This is a genomic window from Serratia fonticola (genome assembly GCF_001006005.1).
Lineage (GTDB): Bacteria > Pseudomonadota > Gammaproteobacteria > Enterobacterales > Enterobacteriaceae > Chania > Chania fonticola.
Genome location: NZ_CP011254.1, coordinates 2,533,252 through 2,550,352, shown reverse-complemented (window position 1 = coordinate 2,550,352; position 17,101 = coordinate 2,533,252). Strand labels below are relative to the sequence as shown.

13 protein-coding genes are annotated in these 17,101 nt (G+C 54.0%); 7 read left to right on the top strand and 6 right to left on the bottom strand.

Annotation, left to right across the window (positions count from 1 at the left end; genetic code table 11):
- Positions 1-5 precede the first annotated feature (5 nt).
- From idi to WN53_RS11330, 6 genes are all read left to right on the top strand, one after another.
- The gene (gene idi / locus WN53_RS11355; RefSeq protein ID WP_024486339.1) at positions 6-560 is read left to right on the top strand and encodes an isopentenyl-diphosphate Delta-isomerase; all 555 of its coding nucleotides are present in this window, start codon (positions 6-8) and stop codon (positions 558-560) included.
- 200 nt (positions 561-760) lie between these two features.
- On the top strand, positions 761-2,914 hold the full coding sequence (locus WN53_RS11350; RefSeq protein WP_024486338.1) for a carbon starvation CstA family protein: 2,154 nt from the start codon (positions 761-763) through the stop codon (positions 2,912-2,914).
- A 130-nt stretch (positions 2,915-3,044) separates the two neighbouring features.
- Positions 3,045-3,248, top strand: a complete 204-nt coding sequence (locus WN53_RS11345) for a YbdD/YjiX family protein (RefSeq protein WP_021179159.1) — start codon at positions 3,045-3,047, stop codon at positions 3,246-3,248.
- 23 nt (positions 3,249-3,271) lie between these two features.
- On the top strand, positions 3,272-4,234 hold the full coding sequence (gene yjiA / locus WN53_RS11340) for a GTPase (protein ID WP_024486337.1): 963 nt from the start codon (positions 3,272-3,274) through the stop codon (positions 4,232-4,234).
- Positions 4,235-4,574: 340 nt separating this feature from the next.
- On the top strand, positions 4,575-4,850 hold the full coding sequence (locus tag WN53_RS11335; RefSeq protein ID WP_024486336.1) for a CopG family ribbon-helix-helix protein: 276 nt from the start codon (positions 4,575-4,577) through the stop codon (positions 4,848-4,850).
- Between the two features lie 93 nt (positions 4,851-4,943).
- Positions 4,944-6,173 carry a lysozyme inhibitor LprI family protein gene (locus WN53_RS11330; RefSeq protein WP_024486335.1) on the top strand — a complete coding sequence of 410 codons (1,230 nt, stop codon included), beginning with the start codon at positions 4,944-4,946 and terminating at the stop codon, positions 6,171-6,173.
- A 452-nt stretch (positions 6,174-6,625) separates the two neighbouring features.
- Here WN53_RS11330 and WN53_RS11325 read toward each other — a convergent pair whose 3' ends face one another.
- The 3 genes from WN53_RS11325 to WN53_RS11315 are packed head-to-tail and all read right to left on the bottom strand — an operon-like array spanning position 6,626 to position 10,274.
- Positions 6,626-7,810 carry a M20 family metallopeptidase gene (locus WN53_RS11325; RefSeq protein WP_021807871.1) on the bottom strand — a complete coding sequence of 395 codons (1,185 nt, stop codon included), beginning with the start codon at positions 7,808-7,810 and terminating at the stop codon, positions 6,626-6,628.
- On the bottom strand, positions 7,803-9,050 hold the full coding sequence (locus WN53_RS11320; protein ID WP_024484745.1) for a Zn-dependent hydrolase: 1,248 nt from the start codon (positions 9,048-9,050) through the stop codon (positions 7,803-7,805). The genes WN53_RS11325 and WN53_RS11320 overlap by 8 nt, the downstream gene beginning before the upstream one ends.
- A 3-nt stretch (positions 9,051-9,053) precedes the next feature.
- Complete coding sequence (locus WN53_RS11315; RefSeq protein WP_024484744.1) at positions 9,054-10,274, bottom strand: hypothetical protein; 1,221 nt, start codon at positions 10,272-10,274, stop codon at positions 9,054-9,056.
- A gap of 455 nt (positions 10,275-10,729) precedes the next feature.
- Between WN53_RS11315 and WN53_RS11310 the strand changes: the two genes are divergently transcribed.
- Positions 10,730-12,043 (top strand): NAD(P)/FAD-dependent oxidoreductase, encoded by a 1,314-nt coding sequence (locus tag WN53_RS11310; protein WP_024484743.1) that lies wholly within the window; start codon positions 10,730-10,732, stop codon positions 12,041-12,043.
- Between the two features lie 210 nt (positions 12,044-12,253).
- On the opposite strand, the gene WN53_RS11305 is transcribed toward WN53_RS11310, so the two are convergent.
- Genes WN53_RS11305 through WN53_RS11295 form a run of 3 tightly spaced genes read right to left on the bottom strand, consistent with a single transcriptional unit; the run spans position 12,254 to position 17,009 of the window.
- The gene (locus WN53_RS11305) at positions 12,254-12,934 is read right to left on the bottom strand and encodes a fimbrial biogenesis chaperone (RefSeq protein WP_037412146.1); all 681 of its coding nucleotides are present in this window, start codon (positions 12,932-12,934) and stop codon (positions 12,254-12,256) included.
- Positions 12,935-12,942: 8 nt separating this feature from the next.
- A complete protein-coding gene (locus WN53_RS11300; protein ID WP_024484741.1) occupies positions 12,943-14,532 on the bottom strand; it encodes a hypothetical protein in 1,590 nt (529 codons plus the stop codon).
- 14 nt (positions 14,533-14,546) lie between these two features.
- On the bottom strand, positions 14,547-17,009 hold the full coding sequence (locus WN53_RS11295; protein WP_099049910.1) for a CS1-pili formation C-terminal domain-containing protein: 2,463 nt from the start codon (positions 17,007-17,009) through the stop codon (positions 14,547-14,549).
- Between the last annotated feature and the right edge of the window lie 92 nt (positions 17,010-17,101).

Sequence of the window (17,101 nt, the reverse complement as noted above, 5' to 3'; positions counted from 1 at the left end):
TCTTCATGACCCAGCAGCATGTCGTTTTACTTGATGAACAAGGTCAACCCACCGGCGTGATGGAAAAATATGCGGCCCACCAGCGACAAACGCCCCTGCATCTGGCTTTCTCCTCCTGGATCTTCAACCCGCAGGGCGAGTTACTGATCACCCGTCGAGCTCTGAGCAAAAAAGCCTGGCCCGGCGTTTGGACCAACTCGGTGTGTGGCCATCCGCAGTGGCAAGAGAGCGCCGAACACGCCATCGAGCAACGCTGTCTGTATGAAGTGGGCCTGAGCGTTGAACAGATCACCGCCGTCGCCCCCGACTTTCGCTACTGCGAGACCGACGCCTCCGGCATTATGGAAAACGAAATCTGTCCGGTTTACGCGGCATTGGCTACGGGTGCCGTTGCAGCCAGAGCAGATGAAGTGATGGACTTCCACTGGGTTGATTTACCCGCGTTGATCGCAGCGGTAGCGGCAACCCCCTGGGCCTTCAGCCCTTGGATGGGACAGCAGTTGGCGAATGCCAAAACGGAGCAAAACCTGATCGCCTTCGCCACTCGCACTTCCACCTAAACCACTCACCCCGCCATTCCAACCGTTCACCAGCGTATAAAACCGCTGGCTGAAATTCAGATGTCTTTCCCTATCCAGCCTGGCAATGATGAGCTGTTCCTAAACCTGACCCTAACCAGGGGAAGACGCTACAGCTAAATGTCCGACATCTAAGAATCGGATTTATCACTCAATTTTTGCAGATAGGAAAAGGATACCTCATGAAACGCGAGGGAATTTTAAAACACCTCCCATGGATGCTGCTGGGGATACTCGGGGCTTCCTGCCTGGGTGTCATCGCATTGCGCCGTGGCGAAAGCATTAGTGCACTGTGGATCATCGTTGCTTCGGTAGCGGTCTACCTGGTGGCTTATCGCTACTACAGCCTCTACATCGCCACTAAGGTGATGCAGTTGGACGCCACCCGCGCCACACCGGCGGTGGTGAACAACGACGGCCTGAACTACGTCCCCACCAATAAAAACGTGCTGTTCGGCCACCACTTTGCGGCAATCGCCGGTGCGGGCCCGTTGGTTGGCCCAGTGCTGGCGGCACAGGTCGGCTATCTGCCCGGTACGCTGTGGCTGCTAGGCGGCGTGGTGTTGGCAGGGGCGGTACAGGACTTTATGGTGCTGTTCATCTCCTCACGCCGTAACGGTGCCTCATTGGGCGAGATCATCAAAAAGGAAATGGGGCCAATCCCAGGCACCATCGCGCTGTTTGGCTGCTTCCTGATCATGATCATCATCCTGGCGGTGCTGGCGTTGATCGTAGTGAAAGCCTTGGCCGAAAGCCCATGGGGCGTGTTCACCGTCTGTTCTACCGTGCCAATCGCGCTGTTTATGGGCGTGTACATGCGCTTCCTCCGCCCTGGCAAGGTGGGTGAAGTGTCGGTCATCGGTATCGTGCTGTTGATCGCCTCCATCTGGTTCGGCGGCGTAATTGCCCACGACCCATACTGGGGCCCGGCGCTGACCTTTAAAGACACCACCATCACCTATACGCTGATTGGTTACGCCTTCGTTTCTGCCCTGCTGCCGGTATGGCTGATCCTGGCTCCACGTGACTATCTGGCCACCTTCCTGAAAATCGGCGTTATCGTCGGGCTGGCGATCGGTATCGTGATCCTCAACCCAGAGCTGAAAATGCCTGCGGTAACGCAGTTTGTTGACGGCACAGGCCCGGTCTGGAAAGGCACCCTGTTCCCGTTCCTGTTTATTACCATCGCCTGTGGTGCCGTTTCCGGCTTCCATGCGCTGATCGCTTCAGGTACCACACCGAAACTGCTGGCCAACGAAATGGACTCCCGCTATATCGGTTACGGCGCCATGCTGATGGAATCTTTCGTCGCCATCATGGCGCTGGTCGCGGCTTCCATCATCGAACCTGGCCTGTACTTCGCCATGAACACCCCACCGGCAGCACTGGGCATTACCATGCCAGACCTGCACCGTCTGGGCACCGAAGATGCGCCGATGATCATGGCCTCTCTGCGTGATGTCTCCGCACATGCTGCCGCAACCGTCAGTTCCTGGGGCTTCGTGATTACCCCTGAGCAGATCCTGCAAACGGCCAAAGACATCGGCGAACCTTCGGTACTGAACCGTGCCGGTGGCGCACCAACTCTGGCAGTCGGTATCGCTCACGTGTTCCACCAGGTCATCCCTGGCGCAAACATGGGCTTCTGGTATCACTTCGGTATTCTGTTCGAAGCACTGTTCATCCTGACCGCACTGGATGCAGGTACCCGTTCCGGCCGCTTTATGCTGCAAGACTTGTTGGGTAACTTCGTGCCGTTCCTGAAGAAAACCGATTCGCTGGTGGCCGGTATTGCCGGTACTGCGGGCTGCGTTGGACTCTGGGGTTACCTGCTGTATCAAGGTGTGGTCGATCCATTGGGCGGCGTTAAGAGCCTGTGGCCGCTGTTCGGCATCTCTAACCAGATGTTGGCTGCGGTAGCACTGGTACTGAGCACCGTAGTATTGATCAAGATGAAGCGCACCAAGTACATCTGGGTGACCGTGATCCCAGCCGTTTGGCTGCTGATCTGTACCACCTACGCGATTTGCCTGAAGCTGTTCAGCGACAATCCGCAGTTGGAAGGCTTCTTCTACCAGGCCAGCCTGTACAGAAATAAAATCGCCGAGGGCAGTGCTGAACTGACCGCACAGCAGGTTGCCAACATGAACCATATCGTGGTGAACAACTACACCAACGCCGGTTTGAGCATCCTGTTCCTGCTGGTGGTGTATAGCATCATCTTCTTCGGTATTAAAACCGCCATGGCGGCGCACAAAAACCCGAAACGCACCGATCAGGAGACGCCATACGTGCCGGTTCCTGAGGGTGGCGTCAAAGTTTCGTCGCACCACTGATGGTGATTTGATCGATACCCTGCATAATATAGATAGAGTAAGGGCACCCTAAACGGTGCCCGTTTTGCCATCGTAGGGGCGCTGCATGCTGCGCCCGTTATGTAGGGTATTTTTTCTTTGGAGCAGACCCATGTTCGGAAACCTCGGCCAGGCGGGTAAATATCTCGGGCAAGCCGCACGCATGTTAGTGGGCGTGCCTGACTACGATACCTACGTCCAGCATATGAAAGACAACCATCCGGACAAACCGGTGATGACCTATAAAGAATTTTTCCGCGAACGCCAGGATGCCCGCTACGGTGGCGATGGCAAAGGCGGTATGCGCTGTTGCTAGTTAAGTAAGAACAAGGACCAGGCATGAAACCCATTGCAGTCACCATCCTGACGGGCTTTTTGGGCGCAGGCAAAACCACCCTGCTGCGCCATATTCTGAATGCAAACCACGGTTACAAGATTGCCGTCATCGAGAACGAATTCGGTGAAGTGCCGATTGATAACGCGCTGATTGGCGACCGCGCCAGCCGTATCACCACCCTCAGCAACGGCTGCATCTGTTGCAGCAAATCCAACGAACTGGCAGACGCGCTGCTGGATCTGCTGGATGGCGTCGATCAGGGGCAACTGGAGTTTGACCGGCTGATTATTGAATGCACCGGCATGGCCGATCCCGGCCCGATCACCCAGACCTTCTTCTCGCACGAAGTCATCGGCCAACGCTTCCTGCTGGATGGGATTATCACGCTGGTGGATGCGGTACATGCCGATCAGCAGTTGAACCAGTTCACTATCTCGCAGGCCCAGGTGGGTTATGCCGACCGCATCCTGCTGACCAAGACCGATGTGGCAACGGATAACGACGCGCTGATCCAGCGTTTACAACTGATGAACGCCCGCGCACCGGTATATAAAGTGACGCACGGCGATATCGATCTCAGCGTGCTGTTCGATATCGAAGGCTTTGTGCTTAACGATAAGCTCAACGTGGCAGCACCGGCCCCACTGTTCCGCCGTATCCCGCAGGCACAGAACAACATCCAGTCGATCGTGGTGTACCACGACCAGCCGCTGGAACTGATGCAGATTTCCGAGGTGATGGAAGGTTTATTGCTGAAATTTGCCGATAACCTGCTGCGCTACAAAGGGATTTTGTCGATCAAAGACGAACCGCGCCGCCTGCTGTTCCAGGGCGTACAGCGTCTGTATAACGCCGACTGGGACCGTGAATGGCTACCGGAAGAAGAGTGCAAAAGCACGATGGTGTTTATCGGCATCGATTTGCCGGAAGATGAAATCCGCGCGGGGTTTACTGCGCTGGGTTGATGAGTTGGGGGCGGTTTTGGGTGTTAGAACTGCAAAGTCGCCTTCCTTCCATGGAGTTATTACATAGATACAATGGAATCGCTCCCAATCTATTGTATATAAGTAATAAAATCGAGTAAGGATAGAGCAAAGACTTTAAGCTAGCCCTCATAATCTGCAAGTCTCTACCTCATTTTGCGATCACAATTCCAACCTATGGAACAACTTCTTGTAAATCCATCCAGTCTGTTTTTTGCACGGATTTATTGCGGTATTGTCTCCCCAATGAAAGCGCCCTGTCATTTTCTTCAAGGCAATAAAAAGGTATATACTTAGTTAGTACCTTGATGAGGATTTATCTATGAGTAAACAGGCCGTTTTTACCATGAAGCTTGAAGCCGAACTTCGCGATACTTTTATGGCTGCCGCCGAGGCGGAGCATCGCCCAGCATCACAAGTTGTTCGTGAGCTTATGCGGCAATATATTGAACGCCATGAGTATCGCCATTTTTTGGAAGAAAAAGTCAATGCAGCCCGTCACTCTATAGCAAACGGGGAGAGTGTTGAACATGAAGATGCCAAGGCTATTTTTGCAGCGCGAAGGGCAAAAAGTTCATTGGACAAAACAGGCGCTTGATGACAGCGAACAGTTTGGCCTAAAACAAGTCCATAGGCGATAAGCTAAAAATAGTGACTGGGCGAACCAATAGACAACCAAAAGGAACTCAGCATGATCGCCAGGCTTCAACGCGCTAACCCTCACCGTAGTACAACATTGGCCAGCCATCCTTTATCGCGCTTGTTGCTCTGCCTATGCCTGGCGTTCGGGGCCAATACGACGGTGCAAGCCGCCTCTTTCGACTGTGCCAAAGCCACCAGCGATGTCGAGCATAGCATCTGTAATAACCCGGATCTGAGCAGCCTAGACGGACAGCTGAGCGAAAATTACCAGGCGGCGATGGCAAGCCTGCCAGGGGATCAGGCCGACGCGTTACGCACCGAGCAACGTAGCTGGTTGAAGCTGCGGGATGCCTGCAACGCTCAAGAAAACTGCCTGAGCGATTTATTTAGCCAACGCGCCGCCCAGTTGCAGAACACCGCCAAGCAGGCCGCCTCGGCGCTAGATAACATCATCGCCAGCATTCCGGCAGACCCAGCCGCTGCGGCACAGCAGTTGCAGCAGTATCGCGGCCCGCTGGCCTCCGCCTGGCTGATTTACCTGCATCAGTTTGCGCCCGCCAGCAAGATCACGGATGCCGAAGTAAAAACCAGGCACCAAAACGTGATCAAGGCGATGAACGACGACACATTCTCCCAGTCAGTGTTACGTGATATCGAGAACGATCCCAAGACCGGCCATGATGTTGCGGTTTTGACGCTATTGCGTATGACCATTGAGCGAGCCGGGTATGAAAACGCCGATGGCCGCCCCTATGTGCACTGTTTTATCTTCAAGCAACAGGGCTCAGCGGCTTATGAAGCCTTTGGGGCATTATATGGATCGTCTCGTGATTCACAGGCTCCCATTTGCTCACCGCAGGGAGATCTGTTCGAACGGCCAGCCTGGCAGCAACTTACTAAATTAATAGAACCGATGATTGGCAAGGCCAGTGAAAATAGCGGCACCATTCGCTTTGCCAGCTATGCCGATTGGGCGATGTTCCGCCTGCGCGCCACCGTTTCTCCCGAGGATTTCCTTAAACCAAGCCAGAACACGCCAGCCACGGGCGATCCTGCACAGATAATCCGCAGTTGGTCTGACGATAAGGTTTGGCCGAAAGAACAACGCGAGCAGGTGCTTGTCGCCATCGAACCAGCACGTCTGGCGACCATGGGCTGGCTGCAAACCGAGAAGCATTTCTCGGCCAGCGATGCGGCCAAAGCCGCCGATGCGATAGTGAACACCTGGCTCAGTGACAGAATGGACTTTATCGGCGAGATGAGCGGGCCGGAGGACTGATAAGTACAGAGATGCCCCTCACCCTAACCCTCTCCCAAAAGGAGAGGGGACCGAATGTGCCACGGATTAACTCCCACATCTGACCTCAATACCGAGAATGCTAAACAGCGAAGCATGCTGTGCCACAGGTTAACTTCTGCACCTGACTACAGCTCCGGACAGCTCCCTCTCCCTGTGGGCTGAGGAATCCCCAGAAAAATTGAGACGGGAAATAGGCTGCTTTTCACCCAAAAACGGGATGAAAAACAGCCTAAAGCAGGAGGAAAGAAGTCGTTCACAATTCTCTCACTGCCAATTTACGAACAAAATGGAACAAATTGCTCGTAAAACACTCGTTCTAATTCTCTGAAACCACTAAGAAAAAATTAGTGGGGATTCCTCAGCCCTGTGGGAGAGGGTTGGGGTGAGGGGTCGATCACCGCACTCAATGTTGCCCAATAAAGCTATGGGGCTTAAAACGCATCCTGCTGCAAATAGCTCCAGGCATACTGCGCATACAACTCCGCGCCGGTCGCCATCACGTCTTCATCAATATTGAAGCAGCCGTGGTGGTGCGCCCAGTCGGTGCCTTTTTCTGGGTTGCCGCAGCCTAACAGAGCAAAGCAACCGGGGATATTTTCAATAAAGAAGCTGAAGTCCTCACCGCCGGTCGTCGGTTTTTCGGCAAACAGCACCTCGTCGCCGAAGGCCGAACGCACTACCGATTGTGCCAACAACGCACTGCGTTCCTCGTTGATCACCGGCAAGGTGCCGTAAGTGTATTCCACCTGCGCCGTCGCGCCATAAATGGCCGCGGTATGCTCTGCGTAACGCTCAATCGCCGCCTTGATACGCTCACGAGCTTCGACGTTAAAGCAGCGCACCGTGCCGTCCAGCACCGCATTTTCAGCAATCACGTTAAACCGGGTGCCGACTTCCATTTTGCCAATGGTAACGACTGCCGACTCTAACGGCGAAGTTTCACGGGAAACGATCGCCTGCACGTTCATCACGAAGGCCGAAGCAACGACCGCTGCATCCACACAGGCCTCTGGCATTGAGCCGTGGCCGCCGCGCCCTTTGAACTTCACCTTCAGCAAATCTGCAGAAGCAAAAGTGGAGCCGACATTACAAGACACCTTGCCCGACGGGCTGGTAGTCCAGATATGCATACCAAACGCGTTATCCACGCCTTCGATCGCGCCCTGCTTCACCATTTCACGTGCGCCCTGGGCAATCTCTTCGGCAGGTTGGAAAATCAGCCGCACGTTGCCACGCAGGCTTTCACGGTTTTCATACAAGGCTTTCGCTGCCGTCAGTAGCATGGCGGTGTGAGCATCGTGCCCACAGGCGTGCATCTTGCCATCGGTTTGCGATTTATAACTTAATGAGTCGTTGAGTTCCTGTACCGGCAACGCATCCATATCTGCGCGTAGGGCCACGGTCTTGCCAGGCTGCCCACCGGTAATCTCGGCAATCACGCCCGTTGGCGTCGTCAGACGATAAGGAATACCGATCTCCTCCAGCGCTTGCGCCACCTTCTGGGTGGTACGTACCTCTTCCCAAGGCAGTTCCGGGTGAGCATGCAGATCGCGACGGAACGCAATCATCGCCTCCACGTGGGCTTTAATGGATTGCGCGATAGCTTGATTAGTCATAACTGCTTGCCTCTGTGATCTCTTTTACCGTTTGAAAAATAACGTCGATGCCTTTCTGAATTTGCTCATAGTCGGTCCACTCGTCGGGATGATGGCTCAGGCCGTCCTTGCTGGGCACGAACACCAGCCCCACATCAGTGATCCCGGCAAAAATCATCGCATCATGCCCGGCTCCGCTGACCATGGTCCGGTGGCTCAGGCCCAGCGCTTCGCTGTGTTTTTGTAGCTGGCTGTGGATACCGCTGTGCAGACGCGTTGGCTCTACCAGCAACGGTTGTTCAATCTGGCAGGTTATCCCCGCCCCAACCTGCTGTTGGATACAGGCTTTGGTTTGCTCGACCACCTGTTGCAGCTTATCTAGCCGCTTGGAACGGATATCGACGGTGAAAATCACCTTGCTTGGTATCACGTTCGCTCCGTTAGGGAACACCTGTATTTTCCCCGTAGTGGCGACCGTTTCATCACCAGCCTCACGGGCAAAATCGCCAACGCGGGCGATCACCTGGCTGGCGGCCACCAACGCATCGTGGCGGCGATCCATTGGCGTGGTGCCCGCATGCCCGGCCTTACCGGTGATGGTGACAACCAACTGAGTGATACCGACGATCACGTCTACCAGGCCAACGTCTAACCCTTCCTGTTCCAGCACCGGCCCTTGCTCAATATGCAGCTCGATAAACGCTTTTAGGGTTTGCGGCTCCCGCACCACGCTGGCCACCCGATCGGCATTAAAACCCACCTGTGCCATGCACTGTGCTGCCGATTGCCCCTGGCTATCCCGCAGGCGGTGCAACTCTGCGGCATCCACCTTACCTGCAATCGCACAGGAAGCCAGCAGGCCACGACCAAAGCTGGCCCCTTCCTCTTCCACCAGCGCCACCACTTCTAGCGGGTAACGCGGCAATAATCGATGTTCCTGGAACAGTTTAGCCACTTCCAACCCCATCACCACTCCGGCGGGGCCGTCGAATGCACCACCGTTGGGCACCGAGTCAAAGTGGGAGCCGATCATCACGCTCGGCAATGCCGGGTCCTGCGCCTGACTCTTGCCGAAGATATTGCCGATGGCATCCTCACGTACGCTGAGGCCAGCCGCCTCCATCTGTGCCTTGATATAAGCCCGAGCCTGTTGGCCCTGCGGGCTGTAACTCATACGCGTCGTGCCTTCGCCCGGCGTAGCGGTGAACTCGGCCAGTTGTTCCAGGTGCTGCTGAATACGCAGCTGATTTGCATAGCTCATGACTTATCCTGCGATTGGGGTGATGTAACCGACCATAACGCCCGCCAGCACCACGGAAACCATGGTCACGGAAATAAATCCGCCGACCAGCATCGGTGCCAACATATGGTGCGTCAGGATCTCACGCTCTTTTTCGTCTTTGGTCAGCGCAGTTATCGCTTCGTTAGTGATGATGTAATCCGCCGGGAAGCCATACATCGCCGTCAGGGAGATCGCGAAGGCCATCTCCATGCTGACGCCAAGGAATTTACCCACGATCCACGAGACAATAAACATGCCCACCACTGCAACGGCGATCAGCACCAGCATCGGGAATACCAGCCGCAGCAGCATTTCCGGGGTTGCTCTATTCAGGGTGTCAAAGATAAACAGCATCAGCCCCATCACCGCAAATCCGAAGCCGTTGGCTTTCTGCAGCGGTTGTTTTTCCAGGAAACCGATCGTGGCGGCCACGACGCCAAACAGCAAACACAGCACGAACGGGCTGATGGCGACCACCGGGGCCAGCAGGTCTGATACCAGATAAGCCAGGTAACCTACCAGCGCCAGGCGCAGGAACTTGAAGTAGCTGGTGTTGTAATGGGCCGGGATCAGGCCAAACATACGCGGCATTTTTTCTTCCGCGCTGACCGTGGTTGGCATTTTATCGGCTGGCAATTGCGCGGCAGATTCGTGCCATTCGCCATTGCGATACTTTTTCAGCACGCGTTTGCCTTCCCGCTGCAGCATGATGGCGGTTAACGGATAACCGGCAAACCCTTGCATTACGTAGATCAGGATAGCAAATACCGAGAGATCGACCAGGCCCGCGCTGGCTGCCCCCTTCGACATGATCAACGCCGAAACGATGCCTCCAACCAATGGCGGAATGGTCACGATGGCGGTATTCATATCAAACATCAGCATACAGGCCGCAAACACGGCGGCGATAATGCCCGCGATCCCCGCCAGCGAGATCACAATGGTTTTCCATTGCCGCATCAGCTCAGGTACCGAAAGCAGCGTCCCCATGTTGGTGATCAGCAGATACATCAGCATCACCGCTACCGCCGGTGTGATACCGGCCAGGCTGACGATATCCTTCGGGAAAAACGTCCAGTAGCCGAACAGGAACAGCACCGCACAAACAAATACAGAAGGGATCCAGGCTTTAGTACGCACGGATACCGCATCTCCCAGGTATAAAATCACCATTACAATCAAAAGCGCTAACATCTGTGACATAGAATATTTCCGTTCTTATATTTTTTAGAAATCCGTTTAGGATAGTTAAATCCACTAAGTTACAAGCATAATGCAGTTAACAACTCTACTATCTTGGGCGGGGATAGCCGATTTTCAGAAGAAAACCTCAGAAAATGGGTCATTCTCATCAATTCCGATACTAAACAGCTATGGCTGGGGAATAAAGGGAAAACAAGAAAAAATCAGAAATAAATCTGCTCAGTGATCTCAATTTCGGCCGCAGAGGATCGCCCCGCTTGCACTCCCCAGGCAATTGTCAAAATGCGGTAATCCAATGAGGCGCCTCAATGCTTAACGGTTGCTTATAAATAACTTACCGTCAATAAATTGAGGGGAATGAGCAACGGCTGAATCTGCTGGTTCAGAGTGGTTAAATGTTTTATAACCCTATTTAGTGACCTTGAGTGGCAAACATTTTAAAAAGGACCTTGAGTTTGAAATATGCATCGGTGCCGTTAAATCAAAACCAAAATGGTTGGTTGAAACCTGACCTGCGCCCCACCGTTTACCCAACGCTGATCGGCGATACCGAGGCTGACTGGGTGGTCGTAGGCTGCGGCTTCGCCGGGATTTCCTTCGCCAGAAGGCTAGCCAGCCACGATCCTAAACTGAAGATCATCATCGTTGATGCGGCCTGTGCGGCTGAGAGTTCTTCGGCCAGAAATTCAGGGTTTATTATCGGGTTACCTCATAATATTGGCAGCTCTACGGCGGAGTTGAAAAAAGCCCAGTCGTATCGTTCTTTATTACAAGAAGGGATCAATCAATTAACCCAGCAAATTGAGCAACAGGGGATCGAATGCGAATGGGAGAATGCCGGCAAATATCACTGCCAGGTTGACGCCGCTAATCAGCGGGTGCTCAAAGAATATACCGACAATCTCGATGCCATGAACGAGCCTTATCAAATATTGGATAAGGAAGCACTGTATCGAAAATTGGGTACTCGTTTTTATAATAAGGGCATCTATACCCCAAGCTCGATCCTGGTTAATCCTGCCAGCCTGATCGTCGGCCTGGCAAATAATCTGCCGGACAACGTGACGATGTATAACCATACCCCGGTGATGGCGATCCGGCACGGTAGCGTGACGCAGGTGGTCACCCCCTTCGGCACGATTAGAGCGGCCAACGTGATGTTAGCCACCAACGCCCTCTCCAGGGAGCTGGCTCCGGTCACCAGCCAGCAAGCGGCAATGGCCACCTTCGCCAGCATCACCGCGCCATTAACCGCAGAGCAACGCCAAAAGCTGCCAACCATGAGCAGTTGGGGGCTAACGCCGGTCAACGCGATCGCTGGAGCAACGGTGCGCTATACTCAGGATCACCGTTTCCTGATCCGCCAACATGTGACGCCAGCCTTGAACGGCCGGATCACCGCTGCGCAGACCTATCAGGCGACCCTGTTGCATCAGCAGATTTTCAACAAGATTTACCCACAGCTGCGGGATGTGCCTCTGATCAGTACCTGGTCTGGCACCATCAGCGTCACCCGCAATGGCGCACCGGTTTGGGGCGAGTTGAAGAAAGGCATTTATACTGCCGGAGGTTGTAACGGCGCAGGCGTGTCCAAACAAACCATTGCCGGGACGTTATTGGCAGACTATGCGCTGGGGATCGACCATCCGCTGATTGGCGCGATGCAGCAACTCGGTAAGGCAAATTACCTGCCGCCTTCGCCAGTGCTGGATATTGCGATTGGCGTTTCTTTGATGAAAGAGCGCTACCTGGGGCGCAAGGAAGTCTAACTTCGGCTTTGTCGATGGCCCCTCACCCTAGCCCTCTCCCAAAAGGAGAGGGGACCGATCGAATATCTCTGAAATTGTCGTTATTCACCTTGAATGAAGTGGTGAACACGTTGGCTGAGATGGCATCTTTACGTCCACAACAGCAGGGACTATCAGCTCCCTCTCCCTATGGGAGAGGGTTGGGGTGAGGGGCCTACACACACAGTAACCCTACTCCTGCCCCTGCTCGAAGCACTGCTCCCCAAGACGCTGATACTTGTTGAAACCGATAATAAACTTGCGATTCTGCCCACGCAGATCGGCACCACGATAGCTTTCCCCCGGCAACAGATTGAACACTTTGGCGGTGTCATCCTGCCCGTCGCAGCCCTGGTGGATCATCACGCGGAAATAGGTATTGCCGGTGTTTTTCAACACCCCGGCCAGCGGATCATAGTGATAAGTGAAACGCATCTTGCGCGGGCGAACGACCATGATGGTATCTAGCGCCATGGTCGGGGATACCAGCGGTGTCTTGTCTTCCCCCTGCATCGCCATCAAGTTGGCCGGGATCTCTTGGATCACTATGCGATAATAGCGCTCACGCTCGTCCGCCGGGCCGCGATAGAAGATCTTGAAATATTCCCACGCCCCCGGCTCCAGTATTTTGCGCAGTGGGGTATAGAGCAGTTCGCCCTGTTCTAGCGGCTGAGGTTGTTCATCAACCCCCGGTTTGGCAATCCGATAGGCACCGATCACATACAGATTGGTCTCTTTGGTGTTGTTAACAAACTGGCGCGAGAAGAAGGTGCGTTCGCTCTCCAGAGTAAATACTCCGGACGAGAGATAAACTGCCTGCGCCGGAAACGCCAGCATCAGCCCCGCTAGCCACCACCCTAGTCTTATCGTCATTTTTAATCCTAATGGATATCAGGGCCGGTCCAGACCGCCCTGACCCTTACCTCACCGGTGGCGCTGACAATCCCCATCCAATCCCGCCCATCCAGGGTCCACATCGAATTGCCCTCATTCATTGGGAAGCTGAGAGACAACTCGGTACGATAAAAGCTACCGTCGTTTTGTGAGGGAACTGGCCAGGCGGTTCTTACCCAACGAGCCGCATTCAGGCTGATAGGTACATCATCACAGCTGGCACGCGTGCGGACCACTTGCCCAACGTTATCGGTATAAGCCAGATAGGCCGAGAACGGCACCCTAAGCTTACCGTCGGTGGAGGAAAAGACGCAGTACGGCCGCCCATTGACCTGCCCTGCCGGACCGTAAACCTGCGCGGTAATGCTATCAGCCTGCCTTGGGCCAGAAGTAGTCAAAATATAGTCGAACACGATCGGCGGTTCTGTGCTGCCGACTTTGCCTTCACGCTTGGGATTAAGTACCTGGTCCTTGGAGATAATGCTAATCCCATAATCGCGTGGAACCAGCAAGATAGTGTTCGAAGGTGAAAATTCGTAATATCCGGACTGCGGCGCCACCGTACTGGTGAACAGGAAAGTGAAGAAGTCCTTGCTGTGGCTCAGATCCACTCCCCGATCGATCAGGTTCTTCAGGAAGGTCTGCGATAAAAAGACATAAATACCGCCGTTACCGGCTTTGATCAAATTCGCCGCGTTGGTCGTGGCGCTGTAGTTTACCCAACCACTAGCACCATCGGCACTCAGGCGAATGGTATTTGCCGCAGGCGTAAACCCAAGCGCAGCAGTGTTGAGCTTCATGTTCATGCGCATCGGCGAAAGGGTACTCCCCTGCATCTGATAAGACACCAGCTTACAGATCGCGCCACTCAGTGAGCCAATGTAGCCCACAGAGCAGAACTGAGAACCCGTTCCCATCACCGGATTACCATTGCTGTCGATAAAAATTTCCTGCAGTGCGTTGGTAGATTCCAACCGCAAATTACCCGCTTTGGTGATGGTGAACTCATGGCTGGTCTGCGAGCCGCCTACGCTGACGCAGCTTTGCCCTGCTGCAGGGTTGTAGTCCGTGCGGGTAGAGCAAAACCGGTATTTATAAGTCTCAGTCATGCCTACCGACACATTTTTAAAATACTCATAAGCCGAATCAGAGAAAATACCGCGCCCATAACGCGCTTCGCCGTTGCTGGTGTTAACCGCCACGTGATAAACGCCATTATCGCCAATGTAGCCCGGCAGATAACCGTTCGAGGGGCAAGCGCTACCATTATTCATACAGCGGTTACCGATAAATGGCCGAGCGATGGGAGAATCCTCCAGCCAGATATCGGCGAACGAATTGGTCTGGATCAGCCCGGTATAGCCCATATAGCCCAGACTGCGTTGATCGCCTGACGCATATTTGGTAAACGCGTTGGCACCGCTGAAACGGGGATCGGTGCTCTGTGGCGTGATGAAGTACTCTCCATCCACCTGATTTTCGATAAAGAAATAACTGTTGCTCACGTTGGCTGCCTGGCTAGAGAAGGAGACCAACATCAGCACCCCAGCCAACTGGCAAATATTACGCAGTTTCATGTCAAACCCTTTCCTCATCGTTGTGCCAGAATGGTCTGCACGTTGCACACCACATCGCCGACCCACTTCACGCCCTTGGCCTTGGCCAAATCCAGATCGACTTCGCAAATGCCATGATCTGGCATGGTCAATGACACGCTCGGGTAGCGTTTATCAACGTCCATCTGGAAGGCGCCCGTCGCATCCGTAATGGTTTTACCGATGTGGTTACGCACAGCGGCATTGGCGATCGCCCGGCCATTTTCCATGGTCATACGACCAAACACCGTCACTAACTGTTTCACTTCCGGCTCATAAACGGCGACATTGCCCGGATACAGCGTGACGTTGCGGGTGCGCCCCTTGACGATGTCAAAGCTGTCCATCGAGTTTTTATCGTTCATCAGTTCAACCTTGTAGCTCGAGTACGGCGGCAACGGGATAAAGTTATTCGCACCGCTCAGCGGATAGCTGCGGCCATCGATCTGAGCCGACAGCACCGCATCGTCGATGAAGCCGGTTTTTACCAACACCCCGGACTTCTCCTGAATACCGCTGGCGGCGAAGTTCTTATCGCTGTAGGCCACCGCACCGCGCGCAGTCAGGTTGCCATTGAGGCGATTGTTGTCCGGCCGTGAGAGCGACAAGGTGCCCGCGCTGTATTTGGTATCGAAGGCGGCATAGCCAGATGCCGAATAAGCGCTGTCACCGTTGTGCTTATCCTTGACCAGCTTGGCCAGGTTGAAACCGGCAGAGGTAAACGCCGAGTCATCAAAGCTCTTGTTGCCCGCCAGGTTGGCCCGCACGTTGCCATTGTTGGAAGACACACCGGTGCTTAACCAGGCGGCCAGCGGCAAAGAGAAGTCCAGCGAGATATAGCGCTGGTTGGTGCTATTGGACTGGTAATCATAGCGATAACGCTGGATACCGGCGCGTAGGTTGACCGTGCCATAACGCCCGGAGAATAGTGACGTGGAGTATTCCAGGTTGTTAGAGGTGCTGCGATCACGCTTATCCACCGTGCGGCTCAGCGTAAGCTGCCCACCACGTTCAAAGAACCGGCTCAGGCTAAGGGTACCGCCATAGGAATAACTGTCAGACTCATAGACCGGCAACGCCTTACCGATATGGCTCTTCTCCCGGTTGGCCCACACGCTGCCGAAGCCTTTCGGTAGCATAAGGCTGGCGCTTAAAATATTGCGGTAACGCCCGCCCTGTGACAGCAACCCCTGCCAGCCCAAGCTCGCGAACTGGTTCACGTTGAGATTGATCGAGGTTTCATTCACCACCTTCTTGTCGAAGGTATAGGTCGAGGTTTGCACCGCCAGGCCAAATATCGCCGGGACCGAGGCGATCTTGAGAATTTCCGGGATCGACATCGCCGCCGACGCCCCTGCCAGATAGGTTTCGTTGGTGGTACTGTCGTTGGTGCGGTTATTGCGGTTGTCGTAATTAACATATCCGCCATATAGCTGCCAGTTCAGTTCTTGCGCCATGCCATTATTGCCAGAGAAGGCTTTGTTGATCGTCTGACGCATACGCGAATGGGTTTTGCCGTCGATCACCACTTCGACATCAACGTCATAAATCCCATACGGCAGGCGGCTGGTATCGACCTCAAAGCTGCCCATCGGGAAATTCTGGATGTTTAACAGACGTCCCTGCCGGTAGATATGGACTTCACCCGCGCTAGGTAAGAATACGGTAATTGGCGTTAGCGAATATTGGGTATTCTGGATCTTGGTAGCAGACTTATTGCCATAGGTGACGCCATACACCTTGCTGGAGTTCAGTGCCGACAGGCTCCCCAACGATTGCAGGTTCCAGGTGTCAACCAAGCCAAATGCCAGACGGCGTCCGCTCATGTCCCGTTCATACATGGCACGGTAAAGCTGAGAATCCTGCTGAGACTCCCCAATACCGTAAAACGAGCCGTTCACATTGAAATGATGCTCCGCGAAGCCGAAGGTGTTATCCAGGGTCAGGTAGTTATTCGAGGTGTTCTCGCCCTTTTTTAACTGCGAGCGGTAAACACCGAGATCGTAATTCAGCACCGAACTGAAATTCGGCACCGAAGAGAGTCCCAGCAGACTCGTTCTTGGGATAATAGCGGTCCCTAAGCTTTTTTCACTCACGTCCAGCGTCAGTACAAATGAACGGATATTCAGGTTCAGATCGGCATCGGACGAAACGGCAATATGGGTATTTTGATCAAAGAAACGATCTTTCAGACCGCGGATCAATGTCTGGGTCGTTTCCGCCAACGTTGCCCCTTCAGACTCTTCCGCCAGCGTAATATCTCTTATCATCAGGCGGTCTTTTTCCAGCACCACCAGCGCATCCGCTACCTTTTGTTTTTCTTGTTGGTCGCCGCCTTTGTAACGTAGCAGTACAGGAATGGTCATACCTTCGGTCAGCGCCTGACCAAATACCCCCGGGATAAGATAATTTCCTAAACGAACATCCTGTAGGTTTCTGGCGTTAGCCTGCATAGACATCAGAGCCGCAGCAATACATAGCGCTACAGCCTTGGTTCTTGTCCTTAAGATGAAATTATTACCCATTTGCTTCCCCAAATAGCCTCCTAATC